Source organism: Qipengyuania algicida (assembly GCF_009828025.1).
Lineage (GTDB): Bacteria > Pseudomonadota > Alphaproteobacteria > Sphingomonadales > Sphingomonadaceae > Qipengyuania > Qipengyuania algicida.
Genome location: NZ_WTYA01000002.1, coordinates 69966 through 88255, shown reverse-complemented (window position 1 = coordinate 88255; position 18290 = coordinate 69966). Strand labels below are relative to the sequence as shown.

Sequence of the window (18290 nt, the reverse complement as noted above, 5' to 3'; positions counted from 1 at the left end):
CCATGGCTGAGGCCGTCCATCACGAGTGGGATTCAAGCCGCTCCGCCGCGGGGCGTATCAACCCGTGGCTGGTGGTGGCGATCATCTCGCTGCCAACCTTCATGGAGGTGCTCGACACGTCGATCGCGAATGTCAGCCTCGATCATATCGCGGGCGGACTGTCGATTTCGCTGGACCAGGCGACATGGGTTCTGACCAGCTATCTGGTCGCGAATGCGGTGGTCATCCCGATCTCAGGCTGGCTGACCAATGTGATTGGACGCAAACGCTACTTCACGTTCTCGATTACGTTGTTCACGCTGTCCTCGTTCCTTTGCGGAATTGCGCCAAATCTGACGACACTGGTGATCGCCCGCGTGTTTCAGGGGATCGGTGGCGGCGGACTGGCGCCGGTCGAACAATCGATCCTTGCCGATACGTTCCCGCCGGAAAAACGAGGCATGGCCTTTGCAGCCTTTGCAATCGTTGTGGTCGTTGGGCCGGTGCTCGGCCCCACGCTGGGTGGGTTCATCACCGAATATTCTAGCTGGCACTGGATCTTCCTGATCAACGTGCCGATCGGCATCATGTCGGTGATACTGGTGACGCTGTTCGTCGATGAACCCGAAGCCGTGCAGGAGGACCGTCGGGAACTGCTCAAGACGGGCATCCGGATCGACTATGTCGGTGTGATCCTAGTGTTTCTTGGCCTCGGATTTCTCGAAATCTTTTTCGATCGGGGGCAGCGACTGGAATGGTTTGCCAGCCCGCTGATCATCTTCTCCGCAATTGTCGCGGCGGCATCGCTGATCGGACTGGTGATATGGGAGCTCAATCATGACGATCCGGTGATCGATTTGCGGCTGCTCAAGAACCGCAATTTCGCCGCCACCGTGGCGATCATGCTGTTGGTCGGAATGATCCTGTTCAGCACTACCCAGCTGATCCCGCAGATGCTCCAACAGGTGCTGGGTTACAGCGCGCTCGATGCCGGAATGGCCTTGACGGTCGGAGGGATTGCGACCCTTATTGCGGTTCCGATTGCCGGACGCCTGACAGGCAAGGTGGACGTGCGCATCATGATCGGCGGCGCATTCGCCATGCAGGCGCTGGCGCTGTGGCATATGGGCCATTTTACCGCCCAGATCAGCTTCATGGACGCAGCATTGGCGCGGATGATGCAGTCGGCGGCACTCCCGTTCCTGTTCGTGCCGATCAACGCGATAGCCTATACGGGATTGGCGCAAAGATCGACCGCACAGGCATCGAGCCTGCTCAACGTGGCGCGCAACCTTGGCGGCACACTGGGCATTTCCATGTCGCAGGTGGTGCTCGCCAACCACATGCAATTGCGCCACGCCGAACTCACGTACCAGCTCAATCCGCTCAATCCGGAATATCAGCAGTATATGCAGAACGCCCAGGGCGCCTTTGCCAGTACCGGCAATCCACAAGGCACAGCCTTGGCGGTGCTGGCTCAGCAGGTGCAGCAGCAGGCGACCATGCTGTCCTTTATCGATGTTTTCTACACACTCATGATCGTGGTGATTGTTGTCATGCCTCTTGTCCTTTTCTTGCGCTCGGGGAAATCGGGTTCCGCTCCGGTGGGGGTAGGGCACTGATGCGTCGTCAATTCGCCTTTGCCGCTTCGTTTCTCGCCCTGGCGGGCTGTACCGTTGGGCCGGATTATCATGCACCCAAGGTCGATGTTCCCGCGCGCTACGTCGAGCAGCAGCCCAGCGGAGCGACGGTTGACCCGGCGCATTGGTGGACGGCTTTCGGCGATCCGGAGCTGACCAGCCTGATTGAGCGCGCGCTCGCCGGCAACCCGGACATCGCCATCGCCGCATCGCGCGTACGGCAGGCAAGGTTGCAGGAGATAGAGGCGCGCGCGATCGGCCTGCCCACCGTCGATGCACAGGCCGGTGCGACCAATATCCATCTCAGCAAGAACGCGGGCTTTTCCGAGCTGGCGAGGGCATTCGGTGGCGGATCGTCGGATAACAGCGGCTCTGCTGGCGGGATTACGTTGCCGGGAAGTTCCATCACCACCTATGCCGCCGGGTTCGATGCCAGCTGGGAACTCGACCTGTTCGGGCGAGGCACCCGTACCAGGCAGGCAGCACGCGCGTCTACGGAGGCAGCGGTCTGGAACCAGCGCGACGCGGCAGTCACACTGGCCGCCGAAGTCGCTGACGCCTATTTCGCCTATCGTCTGGACCAGGCCCAGATCGCGATCCTGAAGAATGAAATCGCCAACCTCGAACGCGCCGACCAGATTTCGGCCCATATCGCGCAAACTGGCCTTCAGCCACCCATCGACGTGGTGCGCCAGCGTGCAAGCCTGACGCAAACAAGGGCGCGCCTGCAACCGCTTGAGGCTGATGCGAAGATCCGTATCCATGCCCTTGGTACACTGCTGGGCAAGGGGCCGGATGCGCTGTCTGCCGAGCTTGCCGACAGCAAGGCCGAGCTTGGGCCTGCCCCGGAAATCCCGGCTGGTCTGCCTTCCGATCTGCTGCGCCGTCGGCCAGATGTCCGTGCGGCAGAGCGCAACCTCGCAGCGGCTACGGCGCAAGTGGGTGTGGCTGTTGCCGATCTTTATCCGCGCTTCAGCCTGACCGGGTTGGCCCAGCTTATATCGACCAGCCTCGGTTCACTGTTTCAAGGTGACAGTGTGCAGACTACGGCCAGCGCTTCGGCGATGTTCCCGATCCTCGATTGGGGCAAGCGCAAGGCGACCGTCGCATCGCGCAAGGAAGACGACCAGCAAGCGTATCTTGCTTATCAGAAGACCGTATTGCGCGCGCTCAAGGACGTCGAGGACGCCTTGGCCCAGATCAGCGCAGAGCGAGCCCGCAATGCTCAACTGCGTAGCGCACTGAGCGATGCGGAGCGAACCGAGAGCGCTGTTGCCGCTCAGTACAAGACTGGCTTCGTTGCGCAGGATTCGCTCATCAACGCACAGGTCTCCGCGCTTTCGGCGCGGGAGAGCCTGGCTGCGAGCAATGCCAAGCTGCGTCAGGATACCGCCGCTCTGTTCAAGGCGATGGGTGGTGGCTGGTCGGAGAAAGGCCCGGCGAGCGACGCCGAGACGAAAGTCGACACCCAGGCGCCGATCGACGCTCAGTAGCGTGCGGCGGCGTCAGATCGTGGCGCCGCCATCGACGACAATCGTCTGCCCGGTGGTCCAGCGCCCGGCGGGCGAGGACAGGTAGACTGCCGCCCCGGCAATATCGACCGGTTCGCCGATGCGTCGCATGGGCAAGGCTTTTTCGGTCGCCTCCAGCGCCTTGGGATTGTCCCACAAGGCCTTGGCGAAATCGGTCTTCACCAATCCCGGCGCGATGGCGTTGATCCGAATACCGTGCTGCCCGTTCTCGGCGGCGTAGTTGCGCACCAACTGCATGTCGGCGGCCTTGGAGATGCAATAGGCACCGATCGAGGTTGAGGCGCGCAATCCCCCGATCGAGCTGATCACCACGATCGCCCCGTCCCCGCGCTCGCGCATGGCTGGCAGGGCGAGTTGGATCAGCCAGTGGTTCGAGAGGATATTGTTGTCGAGCACCTTGCGGAACTGCTCGTCCGAAATCCCATCCATTGACCCGTAATAGGGGTTGCTGGCGGCGTTGCAGATCAGGATGTCGACCGGGCCAAGGCGCTGAGCCGTCTGCGCAAACAGATCTTCAAGCTGCGCCTTGTCGGAAATGCTCGCTGCGATCGCGATGGCGCGTTCCTCGCCATGCTCGGAGTTGATCGCGGCGGCAACCTCCTCGCATACCTCCTGCTTGCGGCTGGAGATGACCACCCGCGCCCCATGCGCAGCAAGCTGTTCGGCAATCGCACGTCCGATCCCCCGGCTCGAGCCGGTGATGACGGCGGTTTTTCCATTGAGGTCGAACAGGGTCATGGTGTGGCTCCGGCAAACAAAAAAGAGGCCCGATGCTTATCACACCGGGCCTCTGGATTGGCAAATGTTCAGGCGATCAGAACTTGCCGCGTACGGTCACACCATAGGTCCTGGGTTCGGCGAGGAAGGCCGAGTAGGTCTGTTGCGGAGCCACGAACGGCGTGTTGAAAGCGACCTGCGTGTATTGCTTGTCGAACAGGTTGCGGACCCAGCCTTCGATCGAGAAGTGGCCGCCGATGTTCGTCACACCGATGCGTCCGTTCACGACCACGAAGCCGTCCTGTTCCTTGCCATAGAGAAGGTCTGAACCGGTGTTGTAGTCGCTGACCATACGTGCATCGAAGAACACCAGTCCGCGCATACCGCTGCTGCCCAGTTCCGGCGTCCAACTGACCGAGGACGTCGCGGTGATCTCCGGCGCATTCGACAGATTGTCACCCGGCAGCAGGCGCAGGGCCGGATCGAGCGCCGCACCGGTGTCGTTACCGATCAGCTTGTTCTTGTAGTGCGTGTTGGCATAGGTCACGGCCATGGTGACGGTGAAGTCCTTGACCGGGCTGACCGAACCTTCGACCTCGACACCTTCGGAGATCACGCCTGGCTTAACGTCGTCGGGTGAGCAGGTTCCCGTCGCAGACAGGTCAGTGCCGCAAGAATTGATATTCTGCACCAGGAAGACCGAGCCGTTGAAGGTGTTCAGCTGGAAGTTGCTGAACTCCTGACGGAAAGCGTCGATGCTGAAGGTGAACTTGCGTTCCGAATACTTGAACCCGATTTCGTAGGCGTTGACCTTTTCCGCCCCGAACTGGAGGTTGGCTACATTCAGATTGTTGGCGTCGAGCGCCACTGGGTTCGACAGGGCCGAGCGATCGAGGTTGAAACCGCCCGCCTTGTAGCCGCGCGAATAGGACGCATAGAGCAACGATTCCCGTGATGGCTTGTAGCTCAGGATCGCGGTCCCAGTCAGCTCGTCTTCCTTGCGTTCGTCGCTGATCGATTTGCCGTTGAGTTCTGCGGTTGAGTTGCCCTGACACGACAAGCCGATCAGGCCCCCAGCTAGACCTGCCAGCGGCGTCGTCAGCAGGCTGCTGAGCAATTGCCGATTGGCCGGGCAGTAGACGTTGTCGTTACCGAAGGTCGCATTGAGTTTCTTGGTCTCGTTGGTGTAGCGGAGGCCCAGCGTCAGATCGAGCTTGTCGGTAAGATGGATGATATTGTGCGTGAAGATCGCGAAGTTATCGCTGGTCTGATTGTACAGATCTCGCGTGCTGCCAAGATCCTTGATCTGGGCGAGATTGTTGATCCCGGCCACGATCAGCGGCGTCGCCGGTCCGAACGCACCGGCACCGTTGTTTGCGCCTGTCAGGGCGGCGATGTTGGCGCCAAAGCAATTGTCCGCGCTGGGATTGGCGAGCAATGGATTGATTGCAAGAGCGATGCGGCAGTTGGCAAAGGTGCCATACTGGCTGCCGAACCGCAGATTATCGCGAACTTGCAGCTTTTCATGCGCGAAGTAGCCACCGATGAGCCAGTCGAGCTTGTTGTCGAAAGCCGAACCGTTGAGGCGCACTTCCTGGCTGAAAGTCTGGAATTCGCGGGCACCGGCGTCCGGTCCGGGAGCTCGATAAAGAATATCGATCTGGGTGTAATCGGTATCCGATGCCTGATTGTTCGAGTATTCGCGATAGGCGGTGATCGAGGTCAGCTTGGTGTTACCGAACTTCCAGTTGAGTTCACCCGAAACCCCATAATCCTTGGTTTTGCCCTCATAGCTGCGTCCCGGTGAAACATAGATGTCGCGGTTGAACGTGCTTTGGGTGAGCGCGCGGGGATCCTGCCCCATACCTAGCAGAATCGGTATGATCGGGTTAGAAGTGCTGGTCAGCGCCGGTCCGCCCGTCGGACGGGTGAACGGGTCAAGGCCGGGGCTAACCCGTGCCAGCGGCGCGAAGCTTGGCTGCACGAAGGTCGCTGCGCAGCAGGCTTCGCTCTTTTCCGAGTAGTCGCCGATCAGGCGGAAGCTGATATCCGGCGTCGGTTCGAACAGCAGCTGTCCGCGAACAAGGAAACGGTCCTTGTTGTTGACGTCGGTGTCGTTGACGACGTCGTGATAGAAGCCGTCGCGCTTGAGATAAACGCCGTCCACACGGGCCGCAATGGTCTGGCTGAGGGGCAGGTTGATGCCAGCCTCGCCCTTGACCATGTCGTAATTGCCGTAAGTGAATGCGCCATAGCCCGACAGGGTGAATTCGGGCGGGGCGGTGTAGATGCTGATTAGGCCGGCGGTCGAGTTACGTCCGCCCAGTGTTCCCTGGGGACCGCGCAGGATCTCGATCCGGTCGATCGGGCCGAGTTCGCTCAATGCGGTGCCCGAACGCGAGCGATAGACGCCATCGATGAACACCGGCACCGAGCTTTCGAGGCCGGGGTTGTCGCCGACTGTGCCGACGCCGCGAATGCGCGCCGAACCATTGGCTTCATTGCCGGTCGATGAGAACAGCAGCGAGGGCGCGACCTGGTTGAGTTCGCGAATGTCGCTGACACCCGATTTCTCGAGCAGGTCGCCCGAGACAGCATTGACCGACACCGGCACATCGGCCAGCGCCTGACGGCGACCCTGTGCGGTAACGATGATCACGGTCTGGTCGTTGGCGGCGAGATCGTCGCCGGTTGCGGTGGTGGTGGCATCCGCCTGTTGTTGCGCGGCGGTAGTGTCGCCGGTGTCTTGCGCCATTGCCGGCGCAACTGAAAACGCAACGACGAGTGCCGACAGAGCGCAACTGTAGCGTAAACTGGTTTTCATGGGTTCCCTCTCCTGATTGACGTCCTGCCGGGGGAGCGGCGTCAGTCACGCGAATTAGACGGTCTGGCGAGGCCTGCGTCAAGACGGTGAGACAAGTGCGGTCATAACAAATGCAACACGTGTTTCGCATTGTGCAAGCTGACGTTACGGCATCAATGACTTAGCCTTGTGGGGCAGGCCTGGTCAGTTGCGAAATTGCCACAATGCAAGTCCGGCCAACACGTCGATCACGTCCGCGAATTGTGGCAATTCAATGGCTAAGTTGCTGGAAAAAACCTGTTTACCGGTCTTCGATCATGCGTTGCTTTGCGTAAGCGCAGAATAGATCAGCGTCTTGAGCTGGCGCCGGATCGGATAGGTGCTCGATGGGTAGACCTGGGTCATAAACACCATCGTGATGCGCTCGACCGGATCGACGAAGAAGGCAGTCGAATAGGCGCCACCCCAGTAGAATTCGCCCATGCTCGATGGCATCAGCGTCTTTGCCGGATCGATGACCATCGCAAAGCCAAGCCCGAAACCGGTTCCCGCGTTGTTCGCCTCGGAGAACAGGCTGCTCGACATCTCGGTCAGATCGGCATTGTTCGGCAAATGGTTGGTGCGCATCAGCTGGAGCGTCTTGGGGCTGACAATGCGTGCGCCATCCAGTTCTCCGCCGTTGAGCAACATGGTGGCGAAGCGATGATAGTCGGCAATCGTGCCGATCAGCCCGCCGCCCCCGCTGTCGAAGGTTCCGGGCTGGTTGAGCTTACTCTTGGCGCCCGCGTCCACCAGCTTGGGCGGCTTGCCGGGTTGGTAGGCGTAGGCATCGACCAGTCGGTCGGCGTCAGTTGCACCAAACGCCGTATCGGTCATGCCGAGAGGGCCGAAGATATACTTGGCGAAATAGTCGCCCAGCCGCATTCCGCTCAGCCGTTCGACCGCGATGCCAAGGACATCGGTCGAGACGGAATAGTTCCAGCCCGTTCCCGGCGCGAATTCCAGCGGCAGCTTTGCGAGGCGCGCAACAAACTCGTCCGACGCCAGATGGTCGCGGGCAAAATCGAAGTTATGCTCGCGATAGACCGCATCAATGTTGTTGCGGTTCTGCAGCCCGTAGGTGAAGCCCGACATATGCGTCAGCAGATCGACGAACCGCATCGGCGGGGCAGGTTTGCCCGGCGCGAATGGGATCGACCCGCCCCCGCCTTTGTAGACGGCGAGGTCGGCAAATTCGGGAAACACGCGCGTCACCGGGTCTTCCAGAGCGATCCTGCACTGTTCGACCAGCTGCATGAAGGCGATCGAGGTGACCGGCTTGGTCATGCTGGCGATACGGAACAGCGCATCGCTGCGCATGGCTGTCCCATCGGCGCGCATGGTGCCCAGATGTCCGTAATGAGCCGCCTGACCATCGCGCGCGACGAGAATTTGCGCATTGGGCAGTCGCCCCGACGCAACATATTGCTCGTCGAGGAAATGGTCGATCCGTGCCAGCCGTTCGGGATCGAAGCCGAGCGCTGCGGCATCGCGCAGCGCCACCGGCGCGTCTGTCTTTCCGGTCACGTCAATACCCACCCAATTTTGCAAACCGATCGCGCAGATAGGCGCTGGAGCCCCAGCTTGCTTCGAGCACGCGGGCGCGCTTCAAGTAAAAGCCGATATCGTATTCGTCGGTCATGCCGATCCCGCCGTGGAGCTGGATTCCCTCGCGACTCATGGTGTGGAGCACGCGGTTGGCTTCCGACTTGGCGATGGTCGCAGCGCGGGCCACGCCGAAGCCGCTGTCGAGCGCCTGCAACCCGCCTTCGACCGCCGAACGCATCATCGCCAAATCGCCGAACAGGTCCGCCATGCGGTGTTGCAGTGCCTGGAACGTCGCCAGCACCTGATTGAACTGCACGCGCTGCTTGAGATAATCGAGCGTGGTGTCGAACACCTGTTGCGCCATGCCCAGCATTTCGCAGGCAGTCAGGATGCGTGCACGGTCGAGCACATCGTCGAGCAGGCTTTCACCACCACCCGCCAGACTGTCGGCAGGCGTGCCATCGAAGGTCACCTCGGCATGGCTGCGTTGATCGGTCAGCTTGCGGGTCGAAAGCGTCACGCCGTCGCCCTTTTCGACCAGATACAGCCCATCCTTCGCCGCAACCACGAACAGGTCCGCCCCGTGCGCTTCTTGGACGAAGGCCTTGGTCCCGGACAGCTTGCCGCCCGAAACGCTGGTCGAACAGGAATGCGGTGCATGGCGCGGACCTTCATCGACCGCCAGCGTTGCGACCAGCTCTCCGCTCGCCAGCCTGGGCAGCCAGGTGCTTTTCTGGTCCTCGCTTCCGCCGAGGATAATCGCGCTTGCCGCAATCGTGCTCGCGACCAGCGGGCTGGCGGTCAGCGTCTTGCCCAGTTCTTCCACGATCAGCCCCATCGAGAGCCAGCCGAAGTCGGAGCCGCCATAGGCTTCGGGGATGATGACCCCGGCCCAGCCCATTTCGGCCATCGTGTTCCACGCGCCTTTATCGAAGGCTTGCGGTTCGCCCGCAGCGCGCACCTTGCGGAATTCGGTCACCGGGCTTTTGTTGGTCGCCCAGTCGCGCGCCATGTCGCGCAGCATTTCCTGTTCTTCGTTGAGGACTGCCATTTTCCCGTGCTCCCTTACTGGTGGTCCAGCATACCAAGCACGCGCTTGGCGATGATGTTGTTCTGGATTTCGGTCGACCCGCCATAGATCGTGGTCGCCTTGCCGAAGAGCCATGCGCGCACGGCGGACAGCTCGGCCTCGGTGAAACCGCCACCTTCCCATCCAAGACCCTGCATTCCGGCAATCTCGATGATCAACTCGGCGCGTTCCTGCCCCAGCTTGGTGCCGAGCTTCTTGAGCACCGAGCTGATTTCCGAAACGCCGCCCGCTGCCTTGCTTTCTTCGGTCGCGCGGCGCGCGGTGAGGAGAAAGGAATTCCAGCGGATTTCGAAATCGGCGATCCGGTCGCGCAACACCTTGTCGGCAATCGCGCCATCGCCATCGAGTTCGACATATTTCTTCGCCACATCGGCAAGGCTGGTGCCCATCAGCCGCGCGAGTGCGCCGCCGCCGGACAAATTGGTTCGCTCGTGCTGGAGCAGGCGCTTGCCGATCGTCCAGCCCTGACCTTCCTCGCCGACGAGGTTTTCCTTGGGCACTTTTACATCGGTGAAGAAGGTTTCGCAGAACGGGCTCATTCCCGAAATCATCTGGATCGGACGAACCTCGACCCCGGGGGCGTTCATGTCGATCAGCATGAAGCTGATCCCGCGATGCTTGTCGCTCTTATCGGTGCGGACGATGGCAAAACATTTGTCCGCCCATTGCCCGCCGCTGGTCCAGGTCTTCTGGCCGTTGACGAGGTAGTGATCGCCCTTGTCCTCGGCGAAGGTTTGCAGGTTCGCAAGATCGGAGCCCGCATTGGGTTCGCTATAGCCCTGGCACCAGCGGATTTCCCCACGGGTGATCAGCGGAATATGCTCTTTCTTTTGCGCCTCGCTGCCATATTCGAGCAGGGTCGGCCCGAACATCATCACCCCCATGCCACCGATCGGGTTATAGGCGCCGACCTTGGCCATTTCCTCGTCGAGCACGCGCGCCTGTTTGCGAGTAAGTCCGCCGCCGCCATATTCCTTGGGCCATGTGGGGGTCCCCCAGCCGCGCTCGCCCATCGCTTCGCGCCACTGCTTCTGTGCCGGACTTTCCTCGGTCGGTCCCTCGACGCTCGACAGCGCGTTGTTGGTGCCCTTGAGTTCGGCGGGAAAATTCTCGGCGAGGAACTGGCGCACTTCGTCGCGGAAGCTGTCCAGATCGCTTGCCGGATTGCTGTCCAGCTGGGTTGCCACGGCTCTCTCTCCTCGTTTTGGATTCGGTTGCAAACCTAGACCGGTTTAGAGCCTTCCGTCCATGTTTGCTTTGCAGCTTTGTGCGCCCTAGGCGTGTCGCCATGAGCAATGGGCGCGCATGGCGGTTCGCGATCGACCGCGGAGGAACCTTCACCGATGTGGTGGCGACCACGCCGGATGGAGTTCTTGTCACCGCAAAGCTGCTGTCGGAAGACCCCGGCCGTTATGACGATGCGGCGAGCGAGGCTGTGCGGCGGTTGATGGCCGAACATGGCGAAGGGCCAATCGCCGAGCTCAGGATCGGGACGACGGTTGCCACCAACGCGCTGCTGGAGCGCAAGGGCGAACGGCTGGCGCTGGCGATTACCGAGGGCTTCACCGACGCCCTGCGAATCGGCAATCAGGCGCGACCGGAGATCTTTGCCAGGCATATCGTGTTGCCCGACCAGCTGCCCTCCCACGTTATCGGTATCGGCGAGCGGGTGACCGCCGATGGTGCAGTGCTTAGGGCGCTGGACGAAAAGGCTGCGCGGGCGGCGCTGACCGAAGCCAAAAACCAAGGATACGACGCGCTGGCCATCGTGCTGATGCATGGCTGGGCCTATCCCGGTCACGAGCGCAGGCTGGCGGAGATCGCGCGCGAGTTGGGTTTTGCTCAGGTCAGCGTCAGCCACGAGGTCTCGCCGCTGGTCAAGCTGGTACCGCGTGGCGATACCACTGTGGTCGACGCCTATCTTTCGCCGGTTCTCGCCCGCTATGTCGCGGGTCTGCGCGCCAATCTGCCCCGGCATGAGCGCCTGTCCTTCATGCAGTCGAACGGCGGACTGGCGGCGGCAGACAGCTTTCGCGGTAAGGATGCGATCCTGTCCGGGCCTGCCGGGGGTGTGGTCGGGATGGTCGCCGCGGCGAGGCCGCTGGGGCACGAACGGCTGATCGGCTTCGACATGGGCGGGACCAGCACCGATGTGTGCCACTACGCCGGGCAATATGAGCTGACCGATGGCGAGGTGATCGCGGGTGTGCGCGTGGCCGCCCCGGCGATGCAGATCCACACTGTCGCCGCAGGTGGCGGATCGGTCTGCCGGTTCGATGGTGCGCGCTTCCGGGTCGGACCGGAAAGTGCGGGCGCCGATCCCGGTCCTGCCTGCTATGGCAAGGGTGGGCCGCTCACAGTCACCGATTGCAATGCTTTTCTGGGACGGCTCGACCCGGCGTTCTTCCCTCAGGTCTTTGGCGAAGACGGTAAGCAGCCGCTCGATGTGGCGGCATCGCGTTCGCGGCTGGAGGAGGTTGCCGCCGCGCTCGACGAACCGAAATCTCTGGAGGATATCGCCGAGGGCTTCCTCGCCATCGCAATCGACAACATGGCCAACGCGATCCGCAAGATCAGCGTCGCGCGCGGGCATGACGTAACCCGCTATGCGCTCGCCTGTTTCGGCGGGGCGGGTGGGCAGCATGCCTGCCGGATCGCCGATGCGCTGGGGATGGAAACCGTGCTGGTCCATCCGCTCGCTAGTATCCTGTCCGCCTATGGCATTGGGCTCGCCCCGGTGAAGGCGATCCGCGAGAAAAGCGTGGTGCGCGCGTTGTCCGATGGGTTTGCTGGCGAGCTTGCCGCGCTTGAGGCTGAGGCGCGCTCCGCGCTCGCCGAACAGGCGGTGCCGGACGATGCGATTTCGCTCACCCCCAAGGCGCGGCTGCGCTTTACCGGGAGCGACAGCGTGCTGACGGTCGATTGCGGCGATATGTCGGCGATGGAAGCAGACTTTCGCGCCGAACACCGCCGCCGTTTCGGCTATGACGATGCCGCCGCCGAGGTGATCTGCGAGGCGCTGAGCGTCGAGGCAAGCGGAACGGTCGGCGGTCTCGCCGGACTGGCAGCCGACCCGATCGCGCTCGACGCCGAGGCGAGCGGCGAATGGCGCTGCATCCAGCGCGCCGCGATGACCGATGGCGAGCCGGTGATCGGCCCCGCGCTTATTGTCGATCCGGGTTCCACAACCGTGGTCGAGCAAGGCTGGCAGGCGGCGCTGGCGCAAGAGGGCAGCCTTGTCCTCACCCGCCATACCCCGCGTGACACGCGGCGCGCTGCGGGGACCGAAGTCGATCCGGTACGGCTGGAAATCTTCAACAACCTCTTCATGGTCATCGCCGAGGAAATGGGGCTGGTGCTGCAATCCACCGCCACCTCGGTCAACATCAAGGAACGGCTCGATTTCTCCTGCGCGATCTTTGCCGCCGACGGCGCGCTGATCGCCAATGCGCCGCATATTCCGGTGCATCTGGGCAGCATGGGGGAATCAATCCGGCAGGTGATCGCCGCGCGCGGAGCGGGGCCGGATGGCGCCCCGCGCGATGGGCGCGGAATGCGGCGCGGCGATGCCTATGTCCTCAACGATCCCTATCGCGGAGGCACGCATCTGCCGGACATCACGGTCATCGTGCCGGTGTTCTATGGCGAAGACGGCGACACGCCCGATGCGTTTGTCGCGGCGCGCGGCCATCATGCCGATATCGGCGGGATCGCGCCCGGATCAATGCCGCCCGAAAGCCGCACCATCGCCGAAGAAGGGGTGCTGATCGACAATCTGCTGATGGTCGATGCAGGGCGCTTTTGCGAAGCCGATGTGCGCGATGCGCTGGCTGACAGCGAATGGCCCGCGCGCAACCCGGCGCGCAATTTGTCCGACCTGCGCGCCCAGCTCGCCGCCTGCACGCGCGGGTCCGAACTGTTGCAGGCTGCCGCGCAGGAACAGGGCGGCGCGGTGCTGTCTGCCTATATGGGCCACGTCCTTGCCAATGCGGAGGAATCGGTGCGTCGCCTGGTCGGCACGCTGGAGGATGGCAGCTTTGCCTATCCGATGGATAATGGAGCCGAGGTTCGCGTGGAGATCCGCGTGGACCGTGCCGCGCGATCGGCGGTGTTCGATTTTACCGGGACCAGTGCGCAGCTGCCCGACAATTTCAACGCCCCGCGCGCGATCACCCGCGCCGCCGCGCTCTATGTCCTGCGCACGCTGATCGACGATCCGATTCCGATGAACGATGGTTGCCTGCGCCCGGTCGAGCTGGTGGTGCCGGAAGGCTCCATGCTCGATCCTGCGCCCGGTGCGGCAGTGGTGGCGGGCAATGTCGAAACCAGCCAGGTGGTGACCGATGCGCTGTTCGCGGCGACAGGGAGGCTCGCGCCGAGCCAGGGGACGATGAACAATTTCACTTTCGGCAACGACCGGCAGCAGTATTACGAGACTATCGCCGGCGGTTCGGGCGCAGGGCTGGACCATGACGGGACGAGCGCGGTGCAGACGCATATGACCAACAGCCGCCTGACCGATCCGGAGATCCTCGAAATGCGCTTGCCCGTCCGGGTCGACAGCTTTGCCATCCGGCGCGGATCGGGCGGGGCGGGGCGGTATCGCGGCGGTGACGGGGTCGAACGGCGGGTGACGTTTCTGGAGCCTGCGCGCGCCAATATCCTCGCCAATCGCCGCAAGATCGCTCCGCGCGGACTGGCGGGCGGCGGCGATGCGCTGGCAGGCGAAAATTGGGTCGAACGCGCCGATGGTACGCGAGAGACCTTGGGAGCCACCGGCTCGGCCGAAATGCAGCCGGGCGACACATTCGTGATCCTGACCCCGGGCGGGGGCGGTTTTGGCGAGGAGGATGAATGAATTACTGGCCGCTGCTGGGCATTGCCCTTGTCGTGGTGGGCTTTGCCCTGCGCTTCAATCCGCTGCTGGTGGTGGCGGTGGCTGCCGTCGTAACCGGCCTGCTGGGTGGATTGCACCTGGTCCCGGTGATCGAGGCATTGGGCAAGGCGTTCAACGACAACCGCTATATCAGCGTTACCTGGATCATCCTGCCGGTGATCGGCCTGCTCGAACGATATGGGTTGCAGGAACGTGCCCGCACGCTGATCGGCGGGGTCACGGGGGCGACGATGGCGCGGATGCTGGCGCTTTACCTCGTGTTTCGCCAGCTGACCGCCGCCATCGGGCTCAAGGATATCGGCGGTCCGGCCCAAACCGTGCGCCCGCTGGTCGCGCCGATGGCAGAGGCCGCCGCCAGCCAGCGCCACGGCACTCTGACCGAGGATGAGCGCGAACAGGTCTTGGGAATGGCGGCGGCGACCGACAATGTCGGGCTGTTCTTTGGCGAGGACATCTTTTTTGCCATCGCCTCGATCCTGCTGATCCAGGGGATCCTTGCCAGCGACGGGGTCGTGCTGACACCCCTGCAATTGTCGGTCTGGGCGATCCCCACGGCCATCTGCGCGACCATCATCCACGGTGCGCGCCTGTTCCTGCTCGAACGCAGGATCGGGCGCCAACATGCAGGTGATCGCGCATGATAACGCTCGAATGGCTCTATCTGCTGACCGGTCTGGTGTTTGCCATCTGGACTGTGCTCAGCGCACGCGATGCGAGCAATGGCAAGCGCTGGGGCAATGCCGCGTTCTGGGGGCTGTTGTCAGCGAGCTTCCTGTTCGGTTTGTATCTGTCCGATCTGGCCAACGGCATTCTGGTGCTGGTGCTGGTGGCGATTGCCGGGTTCGGCGGGCTGGGGCGTAGTGATCCGCCGACAACCGCGCCGCAGGAGCGCGCAGCGCTGGCGGCGCGGTTCGGCAACCGGCTGTTCATTCCCGCGCTCGCCATTCCGCTCACCGCCGTCGTCGGGACGCTGCTCTATAATTACTCGCCGGTCGGGCAGTGGGGGCTGTTCGAGCCAAGGCGCGAAACGCTGATCCTGTTCGGCGTGGGAGTACTGCTGGCACTGGCGCTGTGCCATGTCTGGCTGCGCCCGCCGATATCCGCACCCATGCAGGAGGGCAGGCGGCTGATGGATTCGATCGGCTGGGCGGCGGTGCTGCCGCAAATGCTGGCGGCGCTGGGCGCGCTGTTCGCGGCGGCGGGTGTGGGCAAGGTCATCGGTTCGCTCGCCGGGGACATCATGCCGCAGGGCAGCGTGTTTCTCGCCGTGCTGCTCTATTGCGGGGGAATGGCGATGTTCACGATCATCATGGGCAACGCCTTTGCCGCCTTCCCGGTGATGGCGACCGCTATCGGCATTCCGGTGCTGATCCATCAATATGGCGGCGATGCGGCGGTGATCGGCGCGGTCGGCATGCTGGCCGGCTTTTGCGGCACGTTGCTGACCCCGATGGCAGCCAATTTCAACATCGTCCCTGCCGCGCTGCTGGAACTCAAAAGCCAGAACGGCGTGATCAGGATGCAGGCAGGCACGGCCATTCCACTGTTCGCCTGCAATGTCGCCATTATCTATTTCCTGGCTTTCCGATGACCGCACTCACTCAAGACATCGCCCGCAATTTCGCTCGCATCGCGCTGGGCCATGTGGCGCGCGAATATCCGCACAAGCTCGATCACGTGCTGGAGGGCGATGCCGACGCGCTTCCCCCGCACGTGCTGCATCCGGTGTTTTTCGGCAGTTTCGACTGGCACAGCTGCGTGCATGGCTGGTGGACGTTGCTGACATTGCGCCGCCTGTTCCCCGATATGCCGGAGGCGACCGAGATCGAGGCGCTGGCGGACAGTACCTTCACCGAGGACCGGCTGGCCGTGGAACTGGCCTATCTCCAGCGCCCATCCGCGCGCGGGTTCGAGCGGCCCTATGGCTGGGGATGGCTGCTGTATCTCCACCTCGAGGCGATGCGTCACGGCGACAAGCCATGGGGCGAACGATTGGCACCTCTCGCCCAGGCTTTTGCCGAGCGCTTCATCGCGTTCCTGCCCTTGCTGACCTATCCGATAACCGTGGGCACGCATTACAACACCAGCTTCGCGCTGGTGCTGGCGCGAGAATGGGCAGAGGCACAGGATAGGGAATTGCTTGCTGCGATAGATGGTTGGACCCGCGATGCCTTCACCGATCGCGGTGTCTATGCCGGATGGGAGCCGGGCGGCGACGAATTTCTCTCGCCGGTCCTGACTGCGACCTTGCTGATGAGTCGCGTGCTCGATCAGGGCGAATTCATGCCGTGGTTTGGGCAAGTTTTGCCCGATGGCGGCTGGCTTGAGGCGTCATGCCACCCGGTGAGCGTTTCGGATCGCAGCGACGGCAAGATCGCTCATCTCGACGGTCTCAACCTCAGTCGCAGCTGGTGTCTGTCCGACATCGCCCGACGGATTGCGCCCGATGCCCGATGTGAGCCGTTACGCAGGCTCGCACAGCAGCATCTCGACGCGGCGCTGCCGCATGTCGCGGGCGATTATATGGGTGAGCACTGGCTGGCGAGTTTCGCGCTGCTGGCCCTGCTATCTTTTGAGCGCGCCAAGGAGGTCTGACGCTTCGGCCAGCGCGGCGGGCGTATCCACGTCGATCAGGTTTGATGGATCGGCAGGGCTCAGCATCGTGTGGTCGATCGTCCCCGCCAAAATCGCCGCGCCGCGATCGCCTTTGAGTTCCGACAATTGCCGGAATGCGCCGCGCGGGAAAGCTGCGGGAACGCCTGCGCGCCCAGCGCTGTGTTCGGTAAAAACCGTCCCATCTGCCAGCGCCAGCGCGCGCAGATGGCTTGGCGCGACCAAGGGCATATCGGCAAGCGCGATGACCAGTCGTTGCGCGGTTCCGACAGCTTTGACTGCAACGCGAATTGAACTCGCCAGCCCTTCATCCGGTGCGGGATTTTCGACGACTTGCCAACCCGACACGCTAGTCATGAGAGATTCCTTGCCGACTGGGAGGACAATCGTTCGCGTAACGAATCCGGCCTTTTCTGCCGCCTCCAACGCCCATTCTATCACCCGCTTGCCACCGCATTCCGCGCTGAGCTTGTCGCCTCCGAACCGGCGCGCGCTCCCGGCTGCGAGCAGGACCAGCGCGATGCCCGGATCAAGCAGGGGCGTGGAGGTGCTCATAGGCTCCGGCTACCTCGGCAAGGATCGACAGTGCCAGCGTTTCGGGCGTACGGCAGGCAGCGACTGCCCCGATCGGGCTGCGTAACTGCGCAAGATCTTCCTCGGGCGTTCCATTGGCAAGCAGTTGCGCCGCCCGCGCCACCCGTGCGCCTTCACCGCCCTGCGCTCCGACATAGAAGGCCGGACTGGCGAGCGCTTCCTGCAGCAATGCAGCTTCCCATTCGTGGTCGTGGAACAGCAGGATAATCGCTGTCCACGTATCGGCGACGGGCAGCCGCGACGGCTGTCCCAAAGACAAGTCGGCCTTGGCTATGCCGTCGACGGCGTAGCCCGCCGCGATGGCCAGTCGTTCCAGAGCTTCTGGTTCCGGTCCTTCGCCGAAGATGCGCAGTTTGAGGGCGGGGATGTAGCCTCTGCGGGCCATCGGCGAGCCAGACGGCATTGCGAGACTTGCAGGTCGCCGCGCCTCCAATGCCTCGATAGCGGTGCGACACGCCATCCGGTCGGGCGCGGGATCAAGCCAGATATCGAGCCCACCGCCGCAGGGCAGCCGAAAATCGATCTGCGGCGATCCGCGCCCATAGCGCTTCAGGCAAGGTTCGGTGAGCGCGAGCAAATCGGTGGCAAGCTGACGTTCGAGACAACCGTCGGCGAGGCTGCCGACAACCGATCCGTCGGATCGCACGGCGAGCTGCGCGCCAAGGCGACGGGAGAAACTGCCCTCGATCCCGGCAATTGTCGCGAGGCCGACACCCTCCTCGCACGCAGCAGCCAGTGCTGCGTGGTCGGGATCCAGAGGTGCGCGAGGTTGCACCTGCGATTGCCCGTCTGTTTGAGAAAGTGCGAGATCGGTCACGCAATGCCACATAGCGACTGG

The 18290-nt window shown here is 62.8% G+C and carries 13 protein-coding genes; 6 read left to right on the top strand and 7 right to left on the bottom strand.

Going from position 1 to position 18290, the window contains the following annotated elements:
* Positions 1–2: 2 nt before the first annotated feature.
* Both GRI58_RS02800 and GRI58_RS02795 read left to right on the top strand, forming a co-directional pair.
* Complete coding sequence (locus GRI58_RS02800) at positions 3–1601, top strand: DHA2 family efflux MFS transporter permease subunit (RefSeq protein ID WP_160752055.1); 1599 nt, start codon at positions 3–5, stop codon at positions 1599–1601.
* The gene (locus GRI58_RS02795; protein ID WP_160752054.1) at positions 1601–3112 is read left to right on the top strand and encodes an efflux transporter outer membrane subunit; all 1512 of its coding nucleotides are present in this window, start codon (positions 1601–1603) and stop codon (positions 3110–3112) included. Before GRI58_RS02800 ends, GRI58_RS02795 begins: the two co-directional genes overlap by 1 nt.
* Before the next feature lie 12 nt (positions 3113–3124).
* Here the strand turns inward: GRI58_RS02795 and GRI58_RS02790 are convergent, their stop codons facing one another.
* The 5 genes from GRI58_RS02790 to GRI58_RS02770 all read right to left on the bottom strand — a co-directional run bounded on the left by GRI58_RS02790 (position 3125) and on the right by GRI58_RS02770 (position 10535).
* Entirely contained in the window at positions 3125–3889 is a 765-nt protein-coding gene (locus GRI58_RS02790; RefSeq protein WP_160752053.1) for an SDR family NAD(P)-dependent oxidoreductase, read from the bottom strand.
* A 76-nt stretch (positions 3890–3965) separates the two neighbouring features.
* On the bottom strand, positions 3966–6692 hold the full coding sequence (locus tag GRI58_RS02785) for a TonB-dependent receptor (protein WP_160752052.1): 2727 nt from the start codon (positions 6690–6692) through the stop codon (positions 3966–3968).
* A gap of 294 nt (positions 6693–6986) precedes the next feature.
* Entirely contained in the window at positions 6987–8243 is a 1257-nt protein-coding gene (locus GRI58_RS02780; RefSeq protein WP_419957024.1) for a serine hydrolase domain-containing protein, read from the bottom strand.
* A complete protein-coding gene (locus tag GRI58_RS02775) occupies positions 8239–9309 on the bottom strand; it encodes an acyl-CoA dehydrogenase family protein (protein WP_160752051.1) in 1071 nt (356 codons plus the stop codon). The genes GRI58_RS02780 and GRI58_RS02775 overlap by 5 nt, the downstream gene beginning before the upstream one ends.
* A gap of 14 nt (positions 9310–9323) precedes the next feature.
* Positions 9324–10535: an acyl-CoA dehydrogenase family protein gene (locus GRI58_RS02770; protein ID WP_160752050.1), complete on the bottom strand. Its 1212-nt coding sequence runs from the start codon at positions 10533–10535 to the stop codon at positions 9324–9326.
* A gap of 101 nt (positions 10536–10636) precedes the next feature.
* Here GRI58_RS02770 and GRI58_RS02765 point away from each other — a divergent pair, with 101 nt between their 5' ends.
* The 4 genes from GRI58_RS02765 to GRI58_RS02750 are packed head-to-tail and all read left to right on the top strand — an operon-like array spanning position 10637 to position 16840.
* Positions 10637–14206, top strand: a complete 3570-nt coding sequence (locus tag GRI58_RS02765; RefSeq protein ID WP_160752049.1) for a hydantoinase B/oxoprolinase family protein — start codon at positions 10637–10639, stop codon at positions 14204–14206.
* A complete protein-coding gene (locus GRI58_RS02760; protein WP_160752048.1) occupies positions 14203–14886 on the top strand; it encodes a DUF969 domain-containing protein in 684 nt (227 codons plus the stop codon). Before GRI58_RS02765 ends, GRI58_RS02760 begins: the two co-directional genes overlap by 4 nt.
* Positions 14883–15836 (top strand): DUF979 domain-containing protein, encoded by a 954-nt coding sequence (locus tag GRI58_RS02755; protein ID WP_160752047.1) that lies wholly within the window; start codon positions 14883–14885, stop codon positions 15834–15836. Before GRI58_RS02760 ends, GRI58_RS02755 begins: the two co-directional genes overlap by 4 nt.
* Positions 15833–16840 carry a DUF2891 domain-containing protein gene (locus tag GRI58_RS02750; RefSeq protein WP_160752046.1) on the top strand — a complete coding sequence of 336 codons (1008 nt, stop codon included), beginning with the start codon at positions 15833–15835 and terminating at the stop codon, positions 16838–16840. Before GRI58_RS02755 ends, GRI58_RS02750 begins: the two co-directional genes overlap by 4 nt.
* On the opposite strand, the gene GRI58_RS02745 is transcribed toward GRI58_RS02750, so the two are convergent.
* Positions 16811–17413, bottom strand: coding sequence for a nucleotidyltransferase family protein (locus GRI58_RS02745; protein ID WP_160752045.1), 603 nt, complete (start codon positions 17411–17413; stop codon positions 16811–16813). The two genes, GRI58_RS02750 and GRI58_RS02745, sit on opposite strands and share 30 nt — an antisense overlap.
* Positions 17388–18269, bottom strand: coding sequence for an XdhC family protein (locus GRI58_RS02740; RefSeq protein WP_160752044.1), 882 nt, complete (start codon positions 18267–18269; stop codon positions 17388–17390). Before GRI58_RS02740 ends, GRI58_RS02745 begins: the two co-directional genes overlap by 26 nt.
* Positions 18270–18290 lie beyond the last annotated feature (21 nt).

Coding starts and splice junctions, on each gene's coding strand:
- GRI58_RS02755 (WP_160752047.1), top strand. CDS start 14,883: ATGATAACGCTCGAATGGCTCTATCTGCTGACCGGTCTGGTGTTTGCC.
- GRI58_RS02765 (WP_160752049.1), top strand. CDS start 10,637: ATGAGCAATGGGCGCGCATGGCGGTTCGCGATCGACCGCGGAGGAACC.
- GRI58_RS02775 (WP_160752051.1), bottom strand. CDS start 9,309: ATGGCAGTCCTCAACGAAGAACAGGAAATGCTGCGCGACATGGCGCGC.
- GRI58_RS02760 (WP_160752048.1), top strand. CDS start 14,203: ATGAATTACTGGCCGCTGCTGGGCATTGCCCTTGTCGTGGTGGGCTTT.
- GRI58_RS02800 (WP_160752055.1), top strand. CDS start 3: ATGGCTGAGGCCGTCCATCACGAGTGGGATTCAAGCCGCTCCGCCGCG.
- GRI58_RS02790 (WP_160752053.1), bottom strand. CDS start 3,889: ATGACCCTGTTCGACCTCAATGGAAAAACCGCCGTCATCACCGGCTCG.
- GRI58_RS02785 (WP_160752052.1), bottom strand. CDS start 6,692: ATGAAAACCAGTTTACGCTACAGTTGCGCTCTGTCGGCACTCGTCGTT.
- GRI58_RS02745 (WP_160752045.1), bottom strand. CDS start 17,413: ATGAGCACCTCCACGCCCCTGCTTGATCCGGGCATCGCGCTGGTCCTG.
- GRI58_RS02795 (WP_160752054.1), top strand. CDS start 1,601: ATGCGTCGTCAATTCGCCTTTGCCGCTTCGTTTCTCGCCCTGGCGGGC.
- GRI58_RS02750 (WP_160752046.1), top strand. CDS start 15,833: ATGACCGCACTCACTCAAGACATCGCCCGCAATTTCGCTCGCATCGCG.